20 protein-coding genes, 1 tRNA gene and 1 pseudogene are annotated in these 21903 nt (G+C 66.1%); 10 read left to right on the top strand and 12 right to left on the bottom strand.

Annotated elements, in window-relative coordinates; all coding sequences use genetic code 11:
- The first annotated feature begins 2 nt into the window (after positions 1-2).
- The 4 genes from HMPREF0063_RS16275 to HMPREF0063_RS11480 all read left to right on the top strand — a co-directional run bounded on the left by HMPREF0063_RS16275 (position 3) and on the right by HMPREF0063_RS11480 (position 2651).
- Positions 3-881 carry a DUF3037 domain-containing protein gene (locus HMPREF0063_RS16275; protein WP_169309982.1) on the top strand — a complete coding sequence of 293 codons (879 nt, stop codon included), beginning with the start codon at positions 3-5 and terminating at the stop codon, positions 879-881.
- Between the two features lie 144 nt (positions 882-1025).
- On the top strand, positions 1026-1436 hold the full coding sequence (locus HMPREF0063_RS11490; protein WP_007078842.1) for a hypothetical protein: 411 nt from the start codon (positions 1026-1028) through the stop codon (positions 1434-1436).
- 101 nt (positions 1437-1537) lie between these two features.
- Complete coding sequence (locus HMPREF0063_RS11485; protein WP_156794110.1) at positions 1538-1849, top strand: hypothetical protein; 312 nt, start codon at positions 1538-1540, stop codon at positions 1847-1849.
- Positions 1850-2471: 622 nt separating this feature from the next.
- Entirely contained in the window at positions 2472-2651 is a 180-nt protein-coding gene (locus HMPREF0063_RS11480; protein ID WP_007078840.1) for a hypothetical protein, read from the top strand.
- Positions 2652-3109: 458 nt separating this feature from the next.
- Here HMPREF0063_RS11480 and HMPREF0063_RS11475 read toward each other — a convergent pair whose 3' ends face one another.
- The 6 genes from HMPREF0063_RS11475 to HMPREF0063_RS11450 all read right to left on the bottom strand — a co-directional run bounded on the left by HMPREF0063_RS11475 (position 3110) and on the right by HMPREF0063_RS11450 (position 13351).
- On the bottom strand, positions 3110-3934 hold the full coding sequence (locus HMPREF0063_RS11475) for an IS3 family transposase (RefSeq protein ID WP_007076723.1): 825 nt from the start codon (positions 3932-3934) through the stop codon (positions 3110-3112).
- 47 nt (positions 3935-3981) lie between these two features.
- Positions 3982-4269, bottom strand: a complete 288-nt coding sequence (locus HMPREF0063_RS11470; protein ID WP_007076722.1) for a transposase — start codon at positions 4267-4269, stop codon at positions 3982-3984.
- 96 nt (positions 4270-4365) lie between these two features.
- Entirely contained in the window at positions 4366-5220 is an 855-nt protein-coding gene (locus HMPREF0063_RS11465) for a hypothetical protein (RefSeq protein ID WP_156794109.1), read from the bottom strand.
- Positions 5217-10523: a hypothetical protein gene (locus tag HMPREF0063_RS11460; RefSeq protein ID WP_007078838.1), complete on the bottom strand. Its 5307-nt coding sequence runs from the start codon at positions 10521-10523 to the stop codon at positions 5217-5219. Before HMPREF0063_RS11460 ends, HMPREF0063_RS11465 begins: the two co-directional genes overlap by 4 nt.
- On the bottom strand, positions 10520-11947 hold the full coding sequence (locus tag HMPREF0063_RS11455; protein WP_007078837.1) for a DEAD/DEAH box helicase: 1428 nt from the start codon (positions 11945-11947) through the stop codon (positions 10520-10522). Before HMPREF0063_RS11455 ends, HMPREF0063_RS11460 begins: the two co-directional genes overlap by 4 nt.
- Positions 11948-12394: 447 nt before the next feature.
- Positions 12395-13351, bottom strand: a complete 957-nt coding sequence (locus tag HMPREF0063_RS11450; RefSeq protein ID WP_007078836.1) for an AAA family ATPase — start codon at positions 13349-13351, stop codon at positions 12395-12397.
- 38 nt (positions 13352-13389) lie between these two features.
- Here HMPREF0063_RS11450 and HMPREF0063_RS16820 point away from each other — a divergent pair, with 38 nt between their 5' ends.
- Positions 13390-13707, top strand: a complete 318-nt coding sequence (locus HMPREF0063_RS16820) for a hypothetical protein (RefSeq protein WP_007078835.1) — start codon at positions 13390-13392, stop codon at positions 13705-13707.
- On the opposite strand, the gene HMPREF0063_RS17330 is transcribed toward HMPREF0063_RS16820, so the two are convergent.
- A complete protein-coding gene (locus HMPREF0063_RS17330; protein ID WP_169309981.1) occupies positions 13647-13841 on the bottom strand; it encodes a helix-turn-helix domain-containing protein in 195 nt (64 codons plus the stop codon). The two genes, HMPREF0063_RS16820 and HMPREF0063_RS17330, sit on opposite strands and share 61 nt — an antisense overlap.
- Before the next feature lie 178 nt (positions 13842-14019).
- On the opposite strand from HMPREF0063_RS17330, the gene HMPREF0063_RS11440 reads away from it, so the two are divergent.
- Both HMPREF0063_RS11440 and HMPREF0063_RS17325 read left to right on the top strand, forming a co-directional pair.
- A complete protein-coding gene (locus HMPREF0063_RS11440) occupies positions 14020-14607 on the top strand; it encodes a hypothetical protein (RefSeq protein ID WP_007078834.1) in 588 nt (195 codons plus the stop codon).
- Positions 14600-15574 (top strand): annotated as a pseudogene (locus tag HMPREF0063_RS17325) (tyrosine-type recombinase/integrase); the annotation flags it as partial. The gene HMPREF0063_RS11440 and the pseudogene HMPREF0063_RS17325, both read left to right, overlap by 8 nt.
- A 202-nt stretch (positions 15575-15776) precedes the next feature.
- Here HMPREF0063_RS17325 and HMPREF0063_RS11430 read toward each other — a convergent pair.
- Positions 15777-15852 (bottom strand) — tRNA-Lys (locus tag HMPREF0063_RS11430).
- 143 nt (positions 15853-15995) lie between these two features.
- On the opposite strand from HMPREF0063_RS11430, the gene HMPREF0063_RS16815 reads away from it, so the two are divergent.
- From HMPREF0063_RS16815 to HMPREF0063_RS11420, 3 genes are all read left to right on the top strand, one after another.
- Entirely contained in the window at positions 15996-16169 is a 174-nt protein-coding gene (locus HMPREF0063_RS16815; protein WP_007078833.1) for a hypothetical protein, read from the top strand.
- A gap of 99 nt (positions 16170-16268) precedes the next feature.
- Positions 16269-16886, top strand: a complete 618-nt coding sequence (locus HMPREF0063_RS11425; RefSeq protein WP_007078832.1) for a DUF47 domain-containing protein — start codon at positions 16269-16271, stop codon at positions 16884-16886.
- A gap of 9 nt (positions 16887-16895) precedes the next feature.
- Positions 16896-17903: an inorganic phosphate transporter gene (locus tag HMPREF0063_RS11420; RefSeq protein ID WP_040320822.1), complete on the top strand. Its 1008-nt coding sequence runs from the start codon at positions 16896-16898 to the stop codon at positions 17901-17903.
- A gap of 81 nt (positions 17904-17984) precedes the next feature.
- On the opposite strand, the gene pstB is transcribed toward HMPREF0063_RS11420, so the two are convergent.
- The 4 genes from pstB to HMPREF0063_RS11400 all read right to left on the bottom strand — a co-directional run bounded on the left by pstB (position 17985) and on the right by HMPREF0063_RS11400 (position 21739).
- Positions 17985-18755 (bottom strand): phosphate ABC transporter ATP-binding protein PstB, encoded by a 771-nt coding sequence (gene pstB / locus HMPREF0063_RS11415; RefSeq protein WP_083789001.1) that lies wholly within the window; start codon positions 18753-18755, stop codon positions 17985-17987.
- Positions 18756-18871: 116 nt separating this feature from the next.
- A complete protein-coding gene (pstA, locus tag HMPREF0063_RS11410; protein ID WP_007078829.1) occupies positions 18872-19777 on the bottom strand; it encodes a phosphate ABC transporter permease PstA in 906 nt (301 codons plus the stop codon).
- Positions 19777-20631, bottom strand: a complete 855-nt coding sequence (pstC, locus tag HMPREF0063_RS11405; RefSeq protein ID WP_083788913.1) for a phosphate ABC transporter permease subunit PstC — start codon at positions 20629-20631, stop codon at positions 19777-19779. Before pstC ends, pstA begins: the two co-directional genes overlap by 1 nt.
- Positions 20632-20776: 145 nt before the next feature.
- Complete coding sequence (locus HMPREF0063_RS11400) at positions 20777-21739, bottom strand: PstS family phosphate ABC transporter substrate-binding protein (protein WP_007078827.1); 963 nt, start codon at positions 21737-21739, stop codon at positions 20777-20779.
- Positions 21740-21903 lie beyond the last annotated feature (164 nt).

Genomic DNA, 21903 nt, shown 5'->3' with positions numbered 1-21903 from the left:
CGATGTACAAGTACTGGGTGCTCCGGTACGTACCTGACTCATTGCGCGCCGAGTTCGTAAACATCGGAGTCGTAGTAGGCAACGCTGATGGCGATTGGGACATGCGTCGCGTCATCTCCCTGAGGCGTGCATCGAAGCTGGGCGGCGACGCTAGCCGTGCTGAGTATTGGCTGAATCGACTGGAACGCCGATTCGGCCAGACGGATGTGCGATACCTCGATCTCGATCACGAACCGGGATACGAGTCACGTCCGCCATCGCTCGCGTGGCTTGAGCATCAGAGGGGTCGACTAAACAACTCTGTACAGATTTCGGAAGGCACACCCGTTGCGGCCGAGTCGGCAACTGAAGCTGTGTCTCGCCTCTTTCCCGCACTGGTGCTCGAACCACCGCTGGGGCGCGGACGTACGGCACGCGCTGAGGCAGTGACGAGGCTCGGTGAGGCATACCTCGGCGGGCAGGGAATCCGTCCCCGCCAGATTCAGCGAGACGTCAAACTCGAGACGATGAAGCAGGTTGCCCATTTTGAGTTTGCGATTGGCAGCGAGCATGTGAGGCAGCTCTCGCGTGTCGTTTCATTCCAGCGCCAAGGCATGGACAACTTGCTCCAGGACGTACAGGCCTGGAGCTTCGCGGTCGGCCAGCTGCGACGACGCGGCGGTGAGGTGAGGAACAGTGCGCGAAGGAAGAACCCGATTGCTGAGGTCGACCCAGACGTGCCAGTGCGGGTGCTCTACGTGCCACCCGAGACGACAGAACAGCACTCAGCGTTCAGTGCTGCAAAGTCGGCCTGGGATGATCTGGACGTGAAGGCGTATGCGGCTGGTGACGAGGCTTCCATTGCTCACGAGGCCGAGAGCCTTCTTGCCAGTGCCCCATAGCGCTGGGCGGGGCGGCCAACCTCAATGCTGTGCCGCCCGGGGCACCCCTTAGCCACCCTCGAGCCGGAGGCTCGACGGGTCCCCTTGGGTGTTTCTGGCGAACTATCTCGGCACGCGTGGCCGTCTCTTCAGTACGTTCTTTGCATGGCCATGTTCAGGAGGAAGAAGACCCCGGAGCGACCGTTGCTCTACCAAGGGAAGCTCATTGAGGTCCAGCTTCGACCGAAGGAGGGGTGGTTCCCGGAGCGGAACGCCGCCTTGGGGGACCGGGGCAGGGGCAACCTGTGGTGTGACTTGAGGACGCGACGGGTGGCTTCGGGGAAACTGGCCGGCACCATCGAGATTGACGTCTTGGTAAGGCTTGAGAATGGCAAGTCTGTGGTCGTCGGGCGGATCGTGCAGGATCAGATGGAGCGCGATCCGGCTCTTCTCGAGGCGCTCCAGTCAGGCATCAACGCAGCCACGGTGTTCTTGAGCCGCGACGGGCGCGACGGAGAGCTCACTGCGATCCTCCGGCTGGGTCCTCACCGGTACATGCCCCGGCCCTACTGGTAGCGCTCCGGTGGAGTGTCCCTACCCGCAGTCCCAGAGGGCCTGATTGGCCGAGTTTGGCGATGTCGTGGATTCACGGCACTACTTCGGCCGACACTGGGATGGTGAACGATGAAGCTGACTACCTGACGGCATGCCAAGCCGCGATCGCAAAGTCGAGAAATCTTGGGTACGCGCCAACGGCGTGGGAGCAAATGATTGATCGTCACGGGGCGGTCGAGGCATCTCGCCGGCTGGTCCACAGTACGAACGTGAACAGCGGACTCTTGAGGCTCCTTGTGCTCGGCTGCGAAGAGCTCACCGTGGAGCGAGCAGTGTTGGACGAACGCTGGGCCGACCTCTTCGATGACCAGGATCGATTCATGGCGCAGAAGCATCTTGATGCTGCGCGATGGCAGCGGGACAACGGGCAATGAGCATCCGCGGATGCGGTGATGGTGACCCAGTAGTGAAATCGGAACCCTCGAGCCGCGTAGGCACGTTCCTGCGATTGGCAATGGCTGCGTGCATCTTGCCCACGCTGGTTTCCTGTGGCGAAGCAAGCGATGGTGATCTCGGCGGGGTGACCCTCACTGAACTTGAGTCTGCGATCGACCGTGGCGTCGATTGCCCCGACTTGTTCAAGATTCGAAATGAGATCGACCCTAAAACCGAAGACTTCGAGGCAGCCGCACCTCTGCTGCGCGACGTTGGCTGCTTCAGCAGTTCGTCGTCTCGGAATCGGTAGAGCTATCGCCCCCGGGCAGCACCGCTCTTGACGCTGTCGTCTGGTCGTTCCGGGGCGACCCATCACGAGCTTGAGAGATCGCCGCAAGAGGTCCCTCTTGAGGTCGAAATCGTTACAACCGCTAGCCGTACACCGTCTATCAGCCTCACGGTGGGGTATTCGTACCCCCAACGGTTTCGAGGACCTGTTTCGTCGCTTCTCCTGACGCGCGCAGGCGCGTCGCGAGAGCCGCACCGCTGCGTACGCCGGAGGTCTTGCTTGGCCGCTGACGGCCACCATGCGCATCATCAATTGGTAGTACGATCCCGGGGATGACGGACAGGTACCCAGTGCCCCGGGCGGAGAAGTGGTACACGCATCCGGCGACGACGGTGCGCGGACAGTTCCAGCGGTGGCCGTGGTCGACAGCCCTGTTCTACGGAGCGCTGGCCCTGTTCTATGGCATCGGCCTGTGGGCCGGCATCAGCGCCCTCATCTACTACGTTTTCTGAACTCACGACAAAGGCCCCACGCTTAACGGCGTGGGGCCTTTCGTCGTTCCCGAACCTACTGATGGTTCTCCTGGTTCTGCGTGATCGCATGGGTGGGTGGTCGAGAAGAGTCGAGCCCGTGCTACCTGACGATGCAAACCTCAAGGAAGTCGAAAATCTCCTGTTCACCCGGGAACGACGATCGGTACTCGGCGATCAGCCCTCCGGTTCTTGTGCCCGATGGACAGAAATCGAACTGGTGCTGCAAGAAGCCGGACCCGGACGGAAGTGGGTAGACCGCGCCCGCCTGACCCTCAGGCCCGCGCGGACCACGTTCACCGCGCGGGCCTTCATCCGGGCCAAGTAGGAGGACTGCGCCCGACCCTGTCAGGCCACCGACGAAAGCCGCAGTCAGAACTGCTGCGATGTTGTTGCGAACTGACCTGTCCCGGGTTTCCCGGACGGTTCTTGTGTGTTGATCATGCCGCTTGGTCGGTGGCGGTGTGAAGGGTTTCGTACTCGATTGGGCTGAGGTAGTCCAGGCTCGAGTGGCGGCGGGTCGGGTTGTAGAACGCTTCGATCCACTCGAAGATCCCGTTGGCCAGCTCGGCGCGGGTTGACCAGTTCCGGCGGTCGAGCAGTTCGATCTGCATCGAGCCGAAGAACGACTCCATGAGGGAGTTGTCGTAGGCGCAGGCGACCTTGCCCATCGATCCCATCAGTCCGGCCTCGCGGAGCCGGTTGCCGAACAGCCAGGACGTGAACTGGGTTCCGCGGTCGGAGTGGACCACCGTTCCCGGCAACGGCTTGCGACGCCATCTGGCCATGTCGATCGCGTCGACGACCAACTCGGTGCGCAGGTGATCGGCGATCGACCACCCGACGCATCGGCGGGAGTAGACGTCGATCACCGCAGCGCAGTAGACCCACCCTTCGACGGTTCTGTGTTGGGTGATGTCGGTGACCCACAGCTTGTCGGGCGCATCAGCAACGAACTCGCGTCTGACGTGGTCCTCGAACACCGCCGGCGACCGGCCACCTGCGTGGCGCCATTTGCGGCGGTGAACACCCTGCAGGCCGCCCAGGACCATGAGCCGTTCGACCCGGCCGCGACTGCACCGGATCTGGCGGCCCAGGCGCAGTTCGGCGTGGACCCGCCGGACCCCGTAGGTCTGCCGCGACGCGGCATGGATCTCGCGGATGACGTTCAGCAGGTGCGCGTCGGCGACATCACGCGCCGATGGCGGCCGGCTGCGCCACTCGTAGTAGCCCGACGTCGAGACACCCAGGACCCGGCAGATCACCGCGACGGCAAAGCCATCCGCGGCGAGCTCGTGGACCAGCCGGAACCCTATTTTGGGAGGACGTTCTCCTTGGCGAAGTACGCCGACGCCCGCTTCAGGATCTCGATCTCCATCGCCTGAACACGATTCTCACGACGAAGACGCACCAGCTCGGACCGCTCGTCCTTGCTCAAACCGGGACGCTCACCGTTCTCGACCTCGGCCTGCGCCATCCACCGGCGAAGACCGGACTCGCTGATCCCCAAGTCCTTCGCGATCTGCGCCACCGGCTTGTCACCGGACCGCGCCAACTCCACCGCCCTGCGACGGAACTCCTCGGGCTTTGCTGCAGGCATCCAGACTCCTCTCGTGAAGCGATTCTCGCTCCAACATCGGTGTCCGGGGAACTCGGGACAGGTCAAACGGTCATGCAGTGATTGTGGCGGTCACCATCACACCACCGAGCCGATGCCCCGCATGAGCGCATCGAAGTACGTGGTCGACGCCTGGTAGGCGCCGGCCTCAGGCGTGTCCGTCATCTTCTTCGCCTCGAGTGCGAAGTCGTCGCCGGTGGCGCCAGGCTGCACGGTCGTGTTCGTCGTCTGCGACGAGCCGTCCGCGTTCTGCGTCATCGTGCTCTTGGTGATCTGCGGGTTCGCCGACGCGATCTGGTTGGCGCGCTGCGCGAACGCGCGCACCTCCTCATCCGTCGGGGCACGGCCCAATGCCTGACGCGCGGCGTCCGTCATCAGCGCCCACGCGCCACCCTCGGTGATCTCGTTGATGGTGCGCGACGTCTGTGTGATCGTGCGAGGGCGACCACCGCCACCACCACCGCCGCGGCCACCGCTGCCGCCGGCGGAGCGGGCGCGCAGGTCGATCACATCCCACACGGACAGCGGGGTGCCGGTCTTGCCCCCGTTCGTCGCCTCCCAGGAGCGCGCAGCAAGCTTCACAGCCGCATCCCACTCGCCCAGAAAGTCGTCCAGCCCGACCGGGACGCCGTAGGCGTTGGACATGCGGTCGAACGCCTGCTGCTGCTTCTTCTGCGACCAGCCAAGCGGCAGGTTCGAGGCGTAGGTCGGGCTGACGCCGGAGCGGATACCGCCATTGCGGCCCCACTCGCCCAGCCACACGCCGCCCTCATCCTCGCGGCGAGCGGTGCCGCCGCCACCCAGGTCGGACAGATTGATTCGGCCCTCCGCCAAGGCTTGGATCTGTGACAGTTTGCTGCCGCTTGGACGTGGCCGTTCGGTCTGGCTTCCGCCTCGGGCGGCGCGCATCAAGAGTTCAAGCAAGGTACTCATCTGGTCGTCTCTCCAATTAGGTCGGGGCGGTACAAGGGGTCACGGTCGATCAGACCCGGGACGTGATAGTTGGCGAAGTGGGTATTGCTCTCGCTCAGCTCGTCCACCATCCCCACGAACAGCGTGAGGATGTCGGCGTTCGCCTGCGCCGTGATCGAGCCAGGTTCTCCTGCGTCTACGCGCTTCTGGAGTTCATCGACGATGACTCCGCGGTAGAACAGGTAGTCGTTGAGTGCTCGGATGTCACCACGGGCAGGGTCGCGCGACAGCCGCCGATCAGCGGCAACCTTCCGTAGGCCAGGCAGGATCGTCGACTCGTAGTCGCGCTTACCGATCCGGTTCTCCGCCCACTGCGGGAACCGCTCAGACAGCTCGTCGATGACCTCCGCGCGGAGTCTGCGCAGTTCGGGGTGATCGTTCGGCGACACCAGACCGTTCTGCGTGGCGATGGACTGCAACAGGTCCATCGCCTTGTTGTACTCGCGGTAGCCGGCGCTGACAGCAGTCGAGAACATGGCGTCACGCACGCTCTTGCGGTCGATCAGCTTGCCCCCGCCCTGGGTCAGGGCGATGTCCTTCTGCTGCATCCAGCGGTAGGCGTCGATGCTGAACGCACCCTCACCCTCGCCGCCGACAATCGCCTGCCACACCTCCGGCGGCGTGTCCTCAGTGAGGTCTTCGTACGCCTTCAGCGCGCGCACCGTCGCCGTCGTCGGGTCGATGTTGGCCCGGTACTCCGACGACGAACGCGTCAGGTAGATGTACTCCTCGCCATAGCGGTCAAGGAACTTGTCGGTGGCCCAGGCCCAGCCCTGGCCGCTGTTGCGGCCCTCGTCGGCGAGACGCTGGTACTCCTTGATGAAGCCCTCGAACTTGGACTGGGGCCGGGGCTGCACCGGCGACAGGATCGAGGAGAACGCTCGCAGGAGCGCCATCGACTTCACGACCTCGTCGACCTCGCGCTCGAGCTCGGCCGCCTCCTGCGAGTTCGGGGGGCGATCGTACTTCTCGTGGAACTCGACCTGAGCCTCTTGGAACTTGATCGACCACATGTCGACGAACTCACGCGAGTGCTTCTGGCTGTAGGCATCAAACAAGGTGCCGAGTCGCTTGATCGGCGTCGGAATCGCTTGGTCGAGTGCTTGCAGTGCCTCCGGCAGCAGCGGATTGTCACCCGTGTTCGGGGCGCCGAAGGCGTTGAACCAGCGCATCATGCCGCCGATTCGCTCATCAGAGGAGCCGAACTTGGTGGCGATGTACGCGGCCGGGATCGCAGCTAGCGGACCGGCACCTGGATTCAGGATGGACCCGTTCTGCGTGATCAGGTTGGCGGAGTTGATGTTGACGCTCCACCCGGTTCCCTGCTGTGTCGGATCTTCCGGGTCCGGTCCGCCCCAAGCGGCCGGCACCTGCAACAGCACCCGGTGATCCGACTCGAGGATGCCCTCGCCCGGCTCCACCACGTTGCCGTCCTGGTCAACGACCAGACCCAGCGCATACGGCTGGTTGAACGCGATCTGCAACCCGCGCAGCACCTCAGGTCGCTGCGCGATGGCGCGACCCCAGAACGACATGGAGTCCTGGTGCGCCGCGAAGAACGGGTACAGGTACTTCATCTTCTCCGCCGCGTGCGAACGCGACGTGGTGTCGTAGAAGGTGCGACGCACGTTCAGCGCCGCCGAGCGGCGAGCCTGCTCCGTGATGTCGTTGATCTCGTCCAGTGAGATCATGGCGTCGTCGCCGCGCTCAAGCTGCGCCTTGCGCAGGTAGTCGCCGGCGAGGCGCGTCTGCTCCGCCTCGAAGTGCACCTTGAACATGGGGTGGCGTGTCATGCGCTGCACCGACATCTTGTCGATCCATTGGAAGGCGTGCGCAGACCACCGGTCGATGCGACCGGCCTTGACGCCGATCAGGGAATCCACGCCGGCGGGGTGCGCCCGGGGGCGCACAGTGTGGTCCGGGAACGCCGCCTGCAACTCGTCGAAGCCGACCTCGCGCTCGAGGAGGTTCCGCGACAGGTTCGACGTGGGGGCGTAGTGCATCACCATGTCGGTGATCTCCTCGGCCCACGCGTCCGGGTCGTGGTGGCGGACGATGTTGCCGTTGCGGTAGTCCCGGCCTTCGTCGGACTTCAGGAAGCGCTGCACGCGGGCCACGATCTCGTCAGGCTCGAGCTCGTCAGCCATGCCACGGAGAACCACCCGGCCGGCCGCATCCTGAGCAATCTGCTTGTTCAGAATCCAGGACCAAGCCTCGCCGTGGCGGTCAATGACGTCCTGCGGCGTGCCGGCCACGGACACGTCAATATCGACAGCCTCTCCCAGCCCGCGGAAGCGGGCGTAGGTGCCGTCAGCGAAACCGGTGACATCATTGTCGAACTGGCTGGTCTTCGACAGCTCGCGGTAGATGGCGCCGCGGCTGCCCTCGAAAGCGTTCGGGAACTGCGTGTCGCCGAAGCCGGGCAGCGTGCGAGTGCCCTGGCCCGAGAACTGCGGGTCTTTCAGGGCGGCCTCGAGGGACTCCACCTGGGCGCGCAGCGCCGCAGCCTCCTCGCTCCACTGCGCCTGCTCGAGCAGGGCGGGGCGCGACTCGAGGTACGCGATTCGAGCATCCACCTGCGCGACGTCACCGCCATCCTTCAACTGTCGTTCACGCTGGCTCCGCAGTCGCTTCAGCTCCGCCTTGATCGTGGCGACCTCGGCGGCGAGGTCCGGGTCGGAGGCATCCTCGGTCAGGTCCGCCAAGCGCGTCCGAGCGAGGTTCAGCTCGGTGAACGCCGGCAGAGACTCGTTGACCTGATCCTTCGTCCAGCCACGACGGCGGGCGAAGTCACGGGCGTCATGGTACGCCTGCGCGACAGCCTCGTCGGTCACGGCCGCGGTGCGGCCGACAGCCATCACGCGCAGCTCCTCCTCGATGGAGTTGCGCGCCGCGTACGACGGGGCACGCAGCAGGAGCACCGAACGCTTCCACCACGTGTTGCTGCGCTCAGCGCCAACACGCACCAGGCGGTCCGACGTGCCCTTCCAGGTGCTCGTCACCTTCGAGTTGAAACCGGCCTCGTTGGCGCGAGCCACCAGCGGGTTCGGGTTGCGGCCGTTGCGCAGTACCGCGCTCACCGAAGCGAGCACGTTGTCACGCTTCAGCCACGCCTCGACGTAGTCCAGGTCCATCAGCAGCATGTGGTTCGCGGTCTGCGTGTTGAGGATCGGCGCGACCACGGTGCCGCCCTCGTCGGGCAGCATCATCACGTCGCCGCGTGTGGGGCGACCGTCGTCACCCACACGCACGTGGCCGCTGTACGACTGACCGCGCATGGCGGCAGCGACAGCCTCGGCACGCTTCGAGTGGTCCTGCGAGATGGCCGCCAGGGTGTCCTTGTCGACGCCGTAGCGCTCAGCGATGGCAGCCATCGCCTCGTCCTGGGCGCGGGCGACAGCGATGGCGCGCGCCGGCGCAGTCTCCGCGGCGATCACGCCGTCGGTGAGGGCCTGCACGCGCTCCGGTGCAAGGCCGGCGCGGCGGGCCATGTCCTGCGCGACAGCCACCGACAGGTGCGGGTCTTCGACATTCAGAGAGCCGTGGGTGACGCGACCGCGCAAGGCGTCCGACACCGCGGCGCCTGCCTTCGGAATCCAGCCGCCGGCAACCCAGCCGGCCGTCTTCAGGCCCGAACGGATGGCGATGGCAGGCGTGCCATTGCTCGAGGTGAACCGCACCGAGCGCTCCGGCTGGTACACGCGACCGTTGGCGAGGGCATCATCAGCCAGCGGTGCCGGGTTCAGCTCGTCAGAGGCCGCCAGAGCCTCGTCCACGGGTGAGCCGTTGGAGCGCCAGCGACCCAGCATGCGGTCGTTGACGAAGTTGTCGACACGCTCAAAGCCAGTGTTCAGGGTGCCGTCGCGGCCAAGGCCGCGGCGATCCAGCCGCGCCAGCGCGCGCTGCCCGCCAGGACTCACCCGGAAGGTGCGGTCCTTCATCGCGCCGTACAGCCACGTGGAGTAGCCCTCGGCGGACGTGATCTCACGCTCAATGCCGGCCACGACGGCCGGATCGGAGTAGGCGGGGAGAGCCTCTCCGCGGGCGATCGCGGCAGCGTTCATCTCGTCAGTGATCGCCACCTGGAGGCTGCCGTCACCGCGGGCGCGCATCGCGTTCGACAGGACGTAGGAGAACTCCTCCGTCTCCGCGCGCTCAGCCAGGCGGCCCATCGCAGTCGGATCGCCGCCCATGGCCGCGAGGATGTCGCGGCGGGTATCCACCCGCGCGCCGGCATCAGCGATCTGGTTCGTGCGCGACAGCAGCGTGGCAATCTCCGTGCCGTACGCATGCGTGCGCAGGTTCAGACCTGCGTACACCTGCGTCGCCGACTTGCCATCCAGCCAGCCAGCCCTGTCGGTAACGACGCGCTCGACCGGGTTCCCGGCCTCGTCGAACACGGCGACGCCGTCCTCGAAAACCGTCTCAGACTTCGTCGTCCCGATCAGTGGGTCCGTGCGCGAGCGCAGGCCCGCGCGACGCTGCGAGAACGTCATCCCGAAGACCGGCACCTCGCCCCGGTCTTCCGTCGCCATCAGCTCGGCGAGGTTGTTCTCCTCGCCCTCGCGGACGGGGCGCTGGTTGCGGGCCTGGCGCAGGGCGCCCAGCGGCTTCGCCGCCAGCAGGAACGGGTCAAGCGCGACCTGCGCGCTGAGGTCCGTGGTCGTCGCCAACGCGCCCGACCAGAACGGCGAATACTCCTGAAACTCAGCCCAGGCGTCACGGTCTGCCGCGACGATGTCGCTGTTCTCCTCGACGCCGATGCCAGCACCAGACAAGTACGCGCCCACAAACGGGATAGACCCGATGGCATCCTGGGTGTTGAGGCCGGTGCCATCACGCACCGTCTCAGCCATCTCGTTGCCAACCAGCTGCAACGTCTGTCCGAGGCTGCGCTCGCGGGAGCGTTCCCACGCCTCAGCCCACGAGATGCCAGCGTTCGGCGACCACGAGTCGTGCGACGCCCACGACGAGAACTTCAACCAGGTCGTCTCGATCGGGTTCTCGATCGCGTTGCGGTACGTCCAGTCCAGGCCCTCGCCGGCGCGGTTCACTGACCAGCCGGTCAGGGTGCCCTCGCCGATCAGGAAGTCAGCGGCGCCCTTGCCGGTGAAGAAGCCGGCCGGACCATCATCCAGCGCCTCAGTGCCCGGCAGCTGCCGCGCCACATCCATGGCGAGGCCCGCGGGGAGCGTGGCGATCTGGATCGTCGCCTTGCCTGTGTTCTTCGTCTTCTCCCACAGGTCGTTGAGGAAGTTGCTCATCGGTGATCTCCGTACGTGGTGGTGGGGTCGGTCGTCTGGTTGTCCTGGCGCCTGAGCAGCGCTTCGGCTTCGCGTCGTTTGCGCTCGAGCGTCTGCCACTTCTTGCGCGCCGTCGGGGTCTCCGGCATGAGGGTCAGATGCGTGTACGTCTCGTGCGGCGACCCCAGCCGTCGGATGCGGCCCTCCCGCTGGCGCTCCCGTTGCGGGTTGTCGGAGCAGTCGAGCGTCACGAGGGCGTTGCAGTGCTGAATGTTCAGACCGAGCTCGAGGACTTTCGAGCCAACGAGCACGCGGACCTCTGGCCGGTCTCGGAACGCCGCAAGGGCGATGGTCCGGTCGGGTGCCTTGTTGGCGCCTTCGATGCTGACGTGGCCGATACCGGCGGCCTCAAGCCGCTCGCACACCATGTGGATGATCCCGAGCGTTTCGCAGTAGACGATCACCTTCGACGGGGTCTTCGGTGAGTCCAGGTAGCGCATGAACTCGTCCACCAGCGCAGAGCTGTCACCCGCCCCACGGGCAGCGACCGTGCGCCGGATGTGCCCGACACCGCCGCGGTTCTGAGCGGCGACGTCGTACGCATCAGCCTGTTCCGACGAGAGCTCAACCCAGCGCACCTGCTCACCAACCCGAACGGGCACGGCACCCCCGATGTCTTCCACCGTCCGCCGAAGCATCACCTTGTGCAGGTAGGCAGCAAGCTCGGCCCGGGCCTCCGGCCGCACCCCCAGCGGCCTCGCCGGAACCGTCTTCCACGTACCTGGAATCTGATACGCGGGCGCCCACTCCACGAAGCGGCTGTCGAACTCACCGGACGTCCAGAGGTCCGGCAGGTGCAGCAGACGCAGAATGTTGTATGTCTCAAGCGGCGAGTTCTCGTACGGCGTCGCTGTCATCGCCAACACCCGCGTGGCAGCCGCCGTGATCTCGGAAATCCTGGTGTGGCGTGGTCCGCCGCTCTTCAGCGCCATCGCCTCGTCGATCACCACAAGGGGTGGGGTACCGAACCTGTCGTTGAGGACGCTGCCACGATTGCCGGCCAGTTCGTGCGACACGACCACCACGTCCACGCCAGACGGGAATTTCGAATGGAACCTCGCCCAGCGCAGCGTGCTTCCGCCGGGCTCGAAGAGACGATCGTCGGACGTCAGCACGGCCAGGCTGGGAGCGAAGCGAGCGAACTCCTCGGCCGTCTGCTTCAGCAGGCTCGCCTCAGTGATCCAGATGACCGACGTGCGACCTTCAGGCAGCTCGCCTGCGTAGTCCAAGCGAGCGATGTAGGCGATCGCCTCGACGGTCTTGCCCAAGCCGACGTCGTCGGCCAAGAGCGCGCGAGGGTGGTCCATCAGCCAGTCGGCAGCGTCGAGCTGGTGCGGTTCAAGTGAGCCAGTGAAGATGTCCGGGGCGGACAAGGTGTCGATCATGAGTACCCCTAACGGGTGCCCCAGGAGGGCACCGGCAGCGATGCCCCCAAAGGGGGAATGGATGGGCGCTGCGCTGGTGCGCAGCGAACGGACGAAACAGAAACCGGGGCTGGTCGTCAGACCAGCGGCCCAGAGGTCAACGCAGGCGAGCTACCGCACGCCTGACCGGGACGGACGTGAATGGAGAGCGCTGAAGCGCTCTACCGGGACCAGCGACAGGGCGGAGTCCCACGACGCCCTCATTGCGCGCCCGGCGCTCTGCCCAGGGCAGAGTGCCTACGTGCGTCATGGCTACTCGGCGCCTGTCGACGCCCGCAGGCGTCGTCAGCGCGCTCCCTGCGGCCCGGCGTGCCGGTGCTCCTAGGGTCGCCCCGGCGTTTTTCATGTGTGTGCGTGCGGGGGGTTCTACTAAGGGGGGGTACGCACACACGCACGCCGCACGCGAGGTCACGGCTTGGCCCCGGCAATCCACTTGCCGCCGTCCAGGTGGGCGAAGTTCTTCAGTCCTCGCTGGGCCTTGTTCTTCGACACCCGGAACTGCTGGGCATGCTTCTCAGCGACGGCCCTGAAGCTGCCGGCGTCCGCCGGCTGCTCGGCAACGAGGTAGTCGGCAAGGCGCCCCATGTTCACGGCGTCGTCCCCGGCCCGATTGCGCTTCTTGGATTCCGCGGCAGGTGCGATAGCACGGCTCCAGACAGGCACCTCGGAGTCCGGGGACCGTCGCTCCACGCTGACCCTGATGTCTAGCTCTTGGTGGCCGCGGTTCATTGCCGTGGCCAAACGGCGTCCCTGCTTCTGGCTATTGCGGAGGGTTGCTACTCCACGCGCACCGGCAGCGATAGCTCGGCCGCCAATGACCGAAGAGGAAACCGACAGGCCCTCGGAGTTGCCCTTCGGCGTGTGGGTTATCGCCAGCACCGGGACACCGCTGCCGGTCAGGATGCGAAGAATTGTGACGATGCCCTGCCCGGTGACGGAGTTGGCGATGTCTTCTCCAGCCTTCAACGAGCCCAGCATGTTGTCGAGAACGAACAGGTCCGCCCCTGACTCTGCGAGTTTGTCGCGCACCGTGACCCAGTAGTCGGGTTCGCCCGGCTCACGGATCGAGAAGACGCTCACGCTGCCCGGGGGGACCGCATCGTGCAGGCGGGCCTTGAGCTCTTCCTCTGCGCCGTCGTCGGTGAGGCCAAAGACGACGTGGTGTGCCTGTCGGAAGATCGGCAGATCCAGGAAGGTGTCTTCACCGTTGAGTAGGGCGATCACCATGCCCGCCGCCAAGAGCGTCTTGCCGGACTTCGGTTCGCCACTAAGTATGGTGGCGCGATTGGTCAGTAGGTCGCCGATGAGGAACGAGTCTTCGTAGGCCGTGAGTTCCACGTCCTCGAGTCGCTTGAGGCTGATCACAAGCAACCACCTGTGGACCGACGTCGTGGGCCAAAGGGGTGAACGGCAACGGGCCCACCTGCCTGCGCTCTATCGAGTTCAGCTTCAGCGACGTCGATGGCGAGAACAAGGCGCTGCACCTCAGCGAACGCCGGGGTGACCTGCACGCCGCGGGCTCTCCGCCAGTCATGGACCGCCTTGGCGTACTGCGCGTGGAGTTCCTCGACCCGGTCGCCGGCCCTGATGACCAGCCTCGTCTGTTCCTCATTGATCGCTGGGCCAACTGGGCGGGCGTCGGCGAAGGCCGATGCAGCCGTCACTTGAGCGACCCTGACGCGTGGGACTCGACCCACGAGGCCAGCTCACTCAGTCGGTAGCGCCAGTGATTGCCGACCTTGTAGCGGGGGATCCTGAGGCGCCCCGCATTGGCATACACCCAGCTGGGCGGCTTGTGGAGGAAGGCCGCTGCTTCCTCGGTGTCGCAAAACGGCTCAGCAATGGTGGTGGGCATTGAAGCTCCTGTAGGCATGCGGCTGCTCAGCCGCGATGGGCGAAATTTGGACCACGCATGCCTGGCGGGTGACTCAAGGTCGAAGGGCCATACGGCTGGGGCCAACGAGACCAATCTACGAATACCTAGACGCCGCTACAAGGGCCTCTTGCCGCGTGTCGTGTGTTAATCTCGACCCATGACCTACACGCGAATTACGGATGGGGCTGAGCTGGTGTCGGAGCTCTCCGGATCAGATGTGGACGACGACGTAGAGGTGAGGTACCGAGTGCTCGATCTTTGGATGGTTACGATCCGCTCGGCAACCTCGGGTCTCGATACCGGCCCGGAGACTCTCACCGTCGAACCGTTCGTAGATGAGGACGGGAGGGCAGAGGAGTCGTCTAGGGACGAGTTGCTTACCGGCGACGTGTTGCGCGCGGTGCCGATGCAAGATGCGCGCCGACGGATCAAGCGCGCCAAGCTTGAGTGGGCGCAGACTCATGGCTACATGGATCCAATTCCCTCGCGCTTCTCGACGGATCGAGATTTTGCTCTGCTCGCGAGGATCTATGCCGATGCCGTGGCCGCGGGTCAGCGGAACCCCATCAAGAACCTTTCTGTTCGCTATGGCATCAGTCGAAACACACTGAGTGCACGGATTCGCGTGGCCCGCGATAGGGGACTGCTCACACGACCGGACGAGGGCGACGGCGGGAGCCTGACCCCGGCTGCCGTTGCGCTGCTGGAACAGCAGGCAGGAGAAGCGGGTGGGTCGGATGGCTAGCGCGACGAGGCGCGGCCCCGGCAGGTGGTTGGGGCGCTATCGCGATAAGGCCGGCCGGGAGCGCACCAAGACATTCCCCACGAAGGGTGAAGCGAGGACGTGGGCCGACGAGCAGGAGCGGAAGGTTCGGCGCGGGGAGTGGGTCGACCCCGAAATGTCCCGCATCACCGTCTCCGAATGGGCGGAGACGTGGCTGGCGACGCTGGTCGTGAAGCCCAAGACGATGGAGTCGTACGAATCGCTCCTGCGTTGCCACGTCCTGCCGCGCTGGGGAGCGGTGCGGCTGGAGTCCGTCGCCCTGGCCGACGTGAAGGCGTGGGTCGCCGGAATGCGCCAGCAGAACGGCAGGCCGCTAAGCGCTTCCCGCACGAAACAGGCCTATCAGGTGCTGACGATGATGCTCGACCTTGCCGTAGAGGATGGGCGATTAGCGCGGAACTCGGCCAAGCCCGCGAGCGGGCGATCACGCTCCATGGTGCCGCCCGTGCAGAGAGACCGCGCCAAGAAGTACCTGACTCCGCGCCAACTCGAGGCTCTAGCCGGAGCGGCAGGGGACGGAAGGGTCTTGATCCTCACCTTGGGCTACACAGGACTCAGGTGGGGCGAGGCGTCTGCGCTCCGAGTGTCGGACGTCGACCTCCTGGGGCGTCGTATCCATGTGCGGCGGTCCATCTCGGAGGTCCGGGGAAGTCTGGTGTTCGGCACTACCAAGAGCCACGCCACGAGGACAGTCCCCATCACGAAGAGTCTGGCCGTCGAGCTCGAAGCGTTGATTGACGGTCGCGGTCCGGACGATCCACTCTTCGCCGCCCCCGGCGGCGGATGGCTTCATCTGCGGAACTTCCGCCGCCGGGACTTCGATCCGGCGGTCGCCCGGGCAGGACTCCCGCACATCACGCCGCACGGCCTTCGGCACACCGCCGCGAGCATCGCAGTGTCGGCCGGCGCCAACGTCAAGGCGGTGCAAAAGATGCTCGGTCACGCGAGTGCCGCCATGACGCTGGACGTCTACGCGGACCTGTTTGACGAGGACATGGATGCCCTCGCGGAGCGCCTTGAAACGACCGCTTCTGGAGCTCGTGCGGACTACCTGCGGACTGGGACCGGTGTTGCGGCGCTCCCCAGGGCGACCGATTCGGCCGCTTCGCTGCAAGCGCAGGGGGGATTCCTGGTAGGGCCCGTGGGACTCGAACCCACAACCCGCGGATTAAAAGTCCGCTGCTCTGCCAGTTGAGCTAGAGCCCCTCGCCGGTCCGGTGCCCGGCGCGGCACCAGTCTGTCAGTAGCGCGCCGGTCGCACGGGACAGGTTTCGCCGATTCACGATCACGGGTCGGACGGCGCAGGTATTCTGGCGCTCCAGACGTAGGGGGAGAGGGAGCCCGCTTCGATGACGGAGCCATTGGACGAGCGACTTCGCGACGACGCCGCACTCGACGAGATCGAGCTGACGAGTCGTCTGATGATCGCTGCCTCCGCCACCGACCGGCACCTGACGGCCGGTGAGGTCGACGAGCTGCTGGGGTTGTCCGCGCGCCGCCACCGCACCGAGCCGTTCGGCTGATCGCCGGGCCGTGACGACCCGATCCCCGGGGCGGGGCCGTGGGAGGTTGGTCACCCCCTAGCATGGTGGCGGCCACCTCTGCGTCGACAGGAGTTCAGCGTGCGGATCAGCCTCCGACCCGTGGAGACAGTGTTCTACGACCTGTTCACCACCGCGGCGAACCACCTCGTGGCAGGTGCCGACCTGCTCGCCTCGATCCTTGACGACGACGCTGATCGTGTGGCCGTCTCGGAGGCCATGCGGGAGGCCGAGCACGCGGCCGACGAGACCACCCACGAGATCGTCCGTCGCGTCAACAGCACGTTCGTGACGCCGTTCGACCGCGAGGACATCTACGCGTTGGCCAGCGCCCTCGACGACGTCATGGACTTCATGGAGGAGACCGTCGACACCATCGTGCTCTACAAGGTCGACGAGCTCCCGGCGCAGTTCGCCGAGCAGGTGCACATCCTGCAGCGTGCGACGCGGCTGACCGCCGAGGCCATGCCCCGGTTGCGCAGCATGAAGGACCTCGACGAGTACTGGATCGAGATCAACCGCCTCGAGAACGAGGGCGACCGCAACCACCGGCGCATCCTCGCCGAGCTGTTCAGCGGCTCCTACAAGACCCTGCAGGTGCTGAAGCTCAAGGACGTCGTCGAGTCCGTCGAGCAGGCCATCGACGCGCTCGAGACGGTGGCCAACATCGTGGAGCAGATCGCCGTCAAGGAGTCCTGACCGGTGGACCTGACCCTGGTGATGGTGATCACCGTCGTCGTCGTCGCGCTCGTCTTCGACTACACCAACGGCTTCCACGACGCGGCCAACGCGATCGCGACGTCGGTGTCGACGCGCGCCCTGACCCCGCGGGTCGCGCTCGCCATGGCGGCGATCCTCAACTTCGCCGGCGCCCTGTTGGGCGTGGGGGTGGCCCAGACCATCCAGGGCATCATCGCGATCGAGGAGATCCCGGCCGACCAGAGCGCGCTGGCCCTCACCGTCGTCATGTCGGCACTGGTCGGGGCGATCACGTGGAACCTCATCACGTGGTACTTCGGCATCCCGTCGTCGTCGTCGCACGCGCTGATCGGCGGCATCGTGGGCGCCGGCATCGCCTCGGCGACCTCGGTCGACTGGGACACCCTGGTGACCAAGGTCGCCATCCCACTGGTGCTGTCGCCGGCCATCGGGTTCCTCGGCGCGTTCGCGCTGATGACCTCGATCCTCTGGATCTTCCGCCGCGCCCGCCCCGCCCGCGTGGCGCGAGGGTTCCGGCTGGCCCAGACCGTCTCGGCCGCCGGCATGTCGCTCGGTCACGGACTGCAGGACGCCCAGAAGACGATGGGCGTCATCGTGCTGGCCCTGGTCGCGGGCGGCTACGCCGACGGCTCCGAGGTGCCGTTCTGGGTCATCCTCGCCGCGGCCACCGCCATCGCCCTGGGCACCTACTCCGGCGGCTGGCGGATCATGCGGACCCTCGGGCGGCGCATCATCGACCTCGACCCACCCAAGGGGTTCGCGGCCGAGGCCACCGCGGCCTCGGTCCTCTACGTCATGGCGATCGGTCTGCAGGCTCCGGTGTCGACCACCCACACCATCACCTCGGCCATCATGGGCTCGGGTGCCACCAAGCGGCTCAGCGCCGTCCGGTGGGGCGTCGCTCGCGGCATCATCACCGCCTGGATCATCACGATGCCGGCCGCCGCGGCCATCGCCGCCCTCAGCTACTTCGCCGCGACGCCGTTCCTGCCCTGACGGCGGAAAGACGAGACCGGCCCCGTGACCGCGGCGCCGTGACTACGCCGCGGCCCACGGGGCCGGTCCGAGGCTGAAGGATCAGCCGAAGCGACCGGAGATGTAGTCCTCCGTGCGCTGGTCAGCGGGCGAGCCGAAGATGGTCGCCGTCTTGTCGTACTCGACCAGGACGCCGGTGCGGTCACCGGTGCCCTCGTCGGCGAGAGCCGTGAAGAACGCGGTGCGGTCGGCGACGCGTGCAGCCTGCTGCATGTTGTGCGTGACGATGATGATCGAGTAGTCCTCGCGGAGCTCGACCATCAGGTCCTCGATGCGCGACGTCGCGATGGGGTCGAGCGCCGAGCACGGCTCGTCCATCAGGATGACCTCGGGATTGACCGCGATGGTGCGCGCGATGCACAGGCGCTGCTGCTGGCCACCGGAGAGGCCGTAGGCGGACTGCTTGAGCTTGTCCTTGACTTCGCCCCACAGCGCCGCGCGGGTGAGTGCCTCCTCGACCAGGTCGTCCATGCTCGAGACCTTCATGCCGGTGACCTTCGGGCCGTACGCGATGTTGTCGTAGATCGACTTGGGGAACGGGTTGGGCTTCTGGAAGACCATGCCGATGCGGCGGCGGACCTCGATCGGGTCGACCTCCTTGGCATAGATCTCCTGGTCGTGGAACGTCACCGATCCCTCGACCCGCGCGCCGAGCACCATGTCGTTCATCCGGTTGAGCGAACGCAGGAGCGTCGACTTGCCGCAACCCGAGGGGCCGATGAGGGCCGTGATCTCGTTCTTGCCGAACGTGAGGTCGACGCTCGTGACGGCGCGGAAGTCGCCGTAGTACACGTTGACGTCCTCGCAGGCCATGATGCGTCGCGGGGTGGTCGGGATCTCGCGTTCCACGCGGGCCTCCGGGGTTGGTTCTGTCGACTTCGTGGTCTGGTTGGCCGGAGTCTGTCCGGTCGCGAAAGCTGCCATGGTGGTCACCACCGGTTCTGGAATCGATTGCGGATGAAGATGGCCAGGGCGTTCATGATCAGCAGCAGCCCCAGCATCAGGATGATGGCTGCCGAGGCCACCTGCTGGAACTCCAGCTGCGGCTGACCGGCCCAGTTGAAGATCTGGATGGGCAGGGTGGTGAAACCGGAGAAGAGTCCGTTGGGATCGTAGGTCACGAAGACCAGGCCACCCAACAGCAGCAACGGCGCTGCCTCGCCCAACGCGCGGGAGAGCGCCAGGATCGAGCCGGTCGCGATACCGGGCACGGCCGACGGCAGGGTCTGCCGCCAGACGGTCTGCAACGGAGTCGCACCGAGGGCGATCGAGCCCTGGCGGATCTCCTGAGGCACGGCCCGCAAGGCCTCCCGGGTCGAGATGATGATGACCGGCAGGATCAACAGGGCCAGGGCGATGCCGCCGGCCAGCACGATCCGTCGTTCCATCCCGATCGCGAGGGCGAAGCCGGCGGTCAGCATGCCGTACACGATGGCCGGGACCGCAGCGAGGTTCGAGATGTTGGTCTCGATGAACTTGTTCCACCACTTGCGGTTGTCGGCGAACTCCTCCAGGTAGACCCCGGCGGCGATGCCGAGCGGGATGGCCAGGAGGGCCGTGGTCGAGATGACCCATGCGGACCCGAGAATGGCGGCACGTGCACCGGCGGTCTCGGGGAACACCTGGCTCGTGTAGTTGGTGAGCAGGGCACCGTCGAGCCGGCTGGCGCCGTCGATGAACGACGTGACCAGCAGGACCACCAGGGCCAGCACGGCGAAGGCCAACGCCGCCCACAGGGCGATCAGGAAGCCGATCGACGCGAAACTGGTGTCACCGTGCTTCGCCGTCCGCAGGGCGCGGGGCGGGGGTGTGGCAAGCGCTCCGATGGTGGCCATCAGTACTCCTCCCGGATCCGCCGCACGATGATGCCGGCGATGATGTTGATGGTGAGGGTGATGAGGAACAGCAGCAGGCCGACGGCGAACAGGGTGTTGTACGTCAGCGACCCCGGCGTGCTCTCACCGGTCGCGGTCTGCGCGATGAAGCCGGTCATGGTCTGACCGGCATCGGTCGGGTCGTTGACGACGCTCGCCCGGGTGCCGGCGGCGAGCGCCACGATCATCGTCTCGCCGACCGCGCGGGACAGGGCCAGGACGATCGAGGCGGTGATACCGGAGATCGCGGCCGGGAAGACGACCCGCAAGGTGGTGCGCATCTTGTTGGCGCCGAGGGCGTAGCTGCCCTGGCGCAGGGCCTGGGGCACCGCGCTCATGGCGTCCTCGGACAACGAGGCGACCGTGGGGATGATCATGATGCCGAGCACGAGACCGGCCGACAGCACGCTGAACGTACCGACGTTGATGCCCAGCAGGTCGTTGAGGATGAACGGCGCCACGAAGAACAGGGCGAAGTAGCCGTACACGACCGAGGGGATGCCGGCGAGGATCTCCAGGACGGGCTTCAGGATCTTGCGGATGCGCTGGGGTGCGTACTCGCTGAGGTAGACCGCGGAGGCCAGCCCGATCGGGATCGCGAGCGACAGCCCGATGAGCGTCGTCCAGAACGTGCCGCTGATCAGCGGCACGACACCGAACGAGGCATCGGCGAAGGTCGGCGCCCATCGGGTTCCGGTGAGGAAGTCGATCGGGTTGATCTCGCGGAAGAAGTTGATGGAGGGGAACAGCAGCGCCAGGAAGATGCCGATCGTCACGACGACGGAGGTGGCGGCGGCGCCGAACAGAACGACCATGACGATCTTCTCGCCCGTGCGGGGGGAGGATTTCGCCAAGGGGTTCGTGGTGGGAGCACCCCCGCGGGGGTTCGTCCGGTCGGACGAACCCCCGCGGGTCACGGTGGAGCTCACGGTGAAGGTGACTTTCTCTCGGTGCGTCCGGTCAGCCCGCGAGGCCGGCCAGGACGTCCTCGAGCTCGCCCTGCTGCTCGTCGTTCAGCGCGATGAACTCGGCGGCCTCGGCGATGGACGCCGACTGCTCGACGAAGTAGTCCACGAACGCCGCGACCTGCGGCTTGTCGGCGTAGGACTCGTTCTTCACGTAGATGAAGAGCGGACGGCCGAGCGGGGTGTAGGTGTCGTCGGCGACCGTCTCGGCGCTGGGCTCGACGCAGCCGTCACCGCTGTCGACCTGGACGGTCTTCAACGAACCGGAGTTCTCGAGGAAGTAGCTGAGGCCGAAGTAGCCCAGCGCGAACTCCGAGCCGGAGACGCCCTGCACGATGACGTTGTCGTCCTCAGATGCGTTGTAGTCGGAGCGGCTGGCGCCCTCCTCGCCGTTGATCTCGTCGGTGAAGTAGTCGAACGTGCCCGAGTCGGTACCGGGGCCGTAGAGCTCGATGGTCTCGGCCGGGAACTCCGGGTTGACCTGGTCCCAACTGGTGATGGTGCCCTCGGCGGCCGGGCCCCACAGGGTGGCCAGCTCGTCGGTGGTGAGGCACTCGAGGAACTCGTTGTCCTGCGAGACCACGATCGAGAGGGCGTCGGAGGCGACGCGCAGCTCGGTGAACTCGATGCCGTTCTCCTCGCAGATGACGATCTCGTCGTCGCCGATCGGACGCGAGGCGTTGGAGATGTCGGTCTCGCCGAGGCAGAACTTCTCGAAGCCGCCGCCGGTGCCGGAGGTGCCGACCGAGACGTTGACGCCGCTGTTCTCGGAGCCGAAGAGCTCGCCGGCCGCGGCGGTCAGGGGCTGGACGGTGGAGGAGCCGTCGGAGACGACCTCGCCGGAGATGGAGCCGGAGTCGGACGAGCCGCCGTCGGCGTCGCCACCGCAGGCGGCAAGGCCGAGGGTCAGGACCGCGGCGGCTGGAAGGGCCACCAGGAGCTTGGTGCGTCGGTTCACGGGGAATACCTCTCGAGTGCAGGCTGCGGGGGCAGCCCGGATTGACTGACTCGAGGGACGCTAGGAGGCCCAGGTGTATCGCCGGATGGGGCTTGGTGAACGCAAGGTGAACGATCCTGTAACGCTGGACCCGGTAACCGGCATGGACCGCAGGTGAACGGGGG

Origin of the sequence: Aeromicrobium marinum DSM 15272 (assembly GCF_000160775.2) — a bacterium.
In the GTDB taxonomy this organism is placed as follows: Bacteria; Actinomycetota; Actinomycetes; order Propionibacteriales; family Nocardioidaceae; genus Aeromicrobium; species Aeromicrobium marinum.
The sequence above is the reverse complement of the archived record's forward strand: the minus strand, read 5'-3'. Positions and strand labels throughout refer to the sequence as shown.

Bases quoted from the DNA above. Each gene is read 5' to 3' on its own strand.
- HMPREF0063_RS16275 (WP_169309982.1), top strand. From the start codon at position 3: ATGTACAAGTACTGGGTGCTCCGGTACGTACCTGACTCATTGCGCGCC.
- HMPREF0063_RS11490 (WP_007078842.1), top strand. From the start codon at position 1,026: ATGGCCATGTTCAGGAGGAAGAAGACCCCGGAGCGACCGTTGCTCTAC.
- HMPREF0063_RS11480 (WP_007078840.1), top strand. From the start codon at position 2,472: ATGACGGACAGGTACCCAGTGCCCCGGGCGGAGAAGTGGTACACGCAT.
- HMPREF0063_RS11470 (WP_007076722.1), bottom strand. From the start codon at position 4,269: ATGCCTGCAGCAAAGCCCGAGGAGTTCCGTCGCAGGGCGGTGGAGTTG.
- HMPREF0063_RS11465 (WP_156794109.1), bottom strand. From the start codon at position 5,220: ATGAGTACCTTGCTTGAACTCTTGATGCGCGCCGCCCGAGGCGGAAGC.
- HMPREF0063_RS11460 (WP_007078838.1), bottom strand. From the start codon at position 10,523: ATGAGCAACTTCCTCAACGACCTGTGGGAGAAGACGAAGAACACAGGC.
- HMPREF0063_RS11455 (WP_007078837.1), bottom strand. From the start codon at position 11,947: ATGATCGACACCTTGTCCGCCCCGGACATCTTCACTGGCTCACTTGAA.
- HMPREF0063_RS17330 (WP_169309981.1), bottom strand. From the start codon at position 13,841: ATGCCCACCACCATTGCTGAGCCGTTTTGCGACACCGAGGAAGCAGCG.
- HMPREF0063_RS11440 (WP_007078834.1), top strand. From the start codon at position 14,020: ATGACCTACACGCGAATTACGGATGGGGCTGAGCTGGTGTCGGAGCTC.
- HMPREF0063_RS16815 (WP_007078833.1), top strand. From the start codon at position 15,996: ATGACGGAGCCATTGGACGAGCGACTTCGCGACGACGCCGCACTCGAC.
- pstB (WP_083789001.1), bottom strand. From the start codon at position 18,755: ATGGCCTGCGAGGACGTCAACGTGTACTACGGCGACTTCCGCGCCGTC.
- pstA (WP_007078829.1), bottom strand. From the start codon at position 19,777: ATGGCCACCATCGGAGCGCTTGCCACACCCCCGCCCCGCGCCCTGCGG.
- pstC (WP_083788913.1), bottom strand. From the start codon at position 20,631: ATGGTCGTTCTGTTCGGCGCCGCCGCCACCTCCGTCGTCGTGACGATC.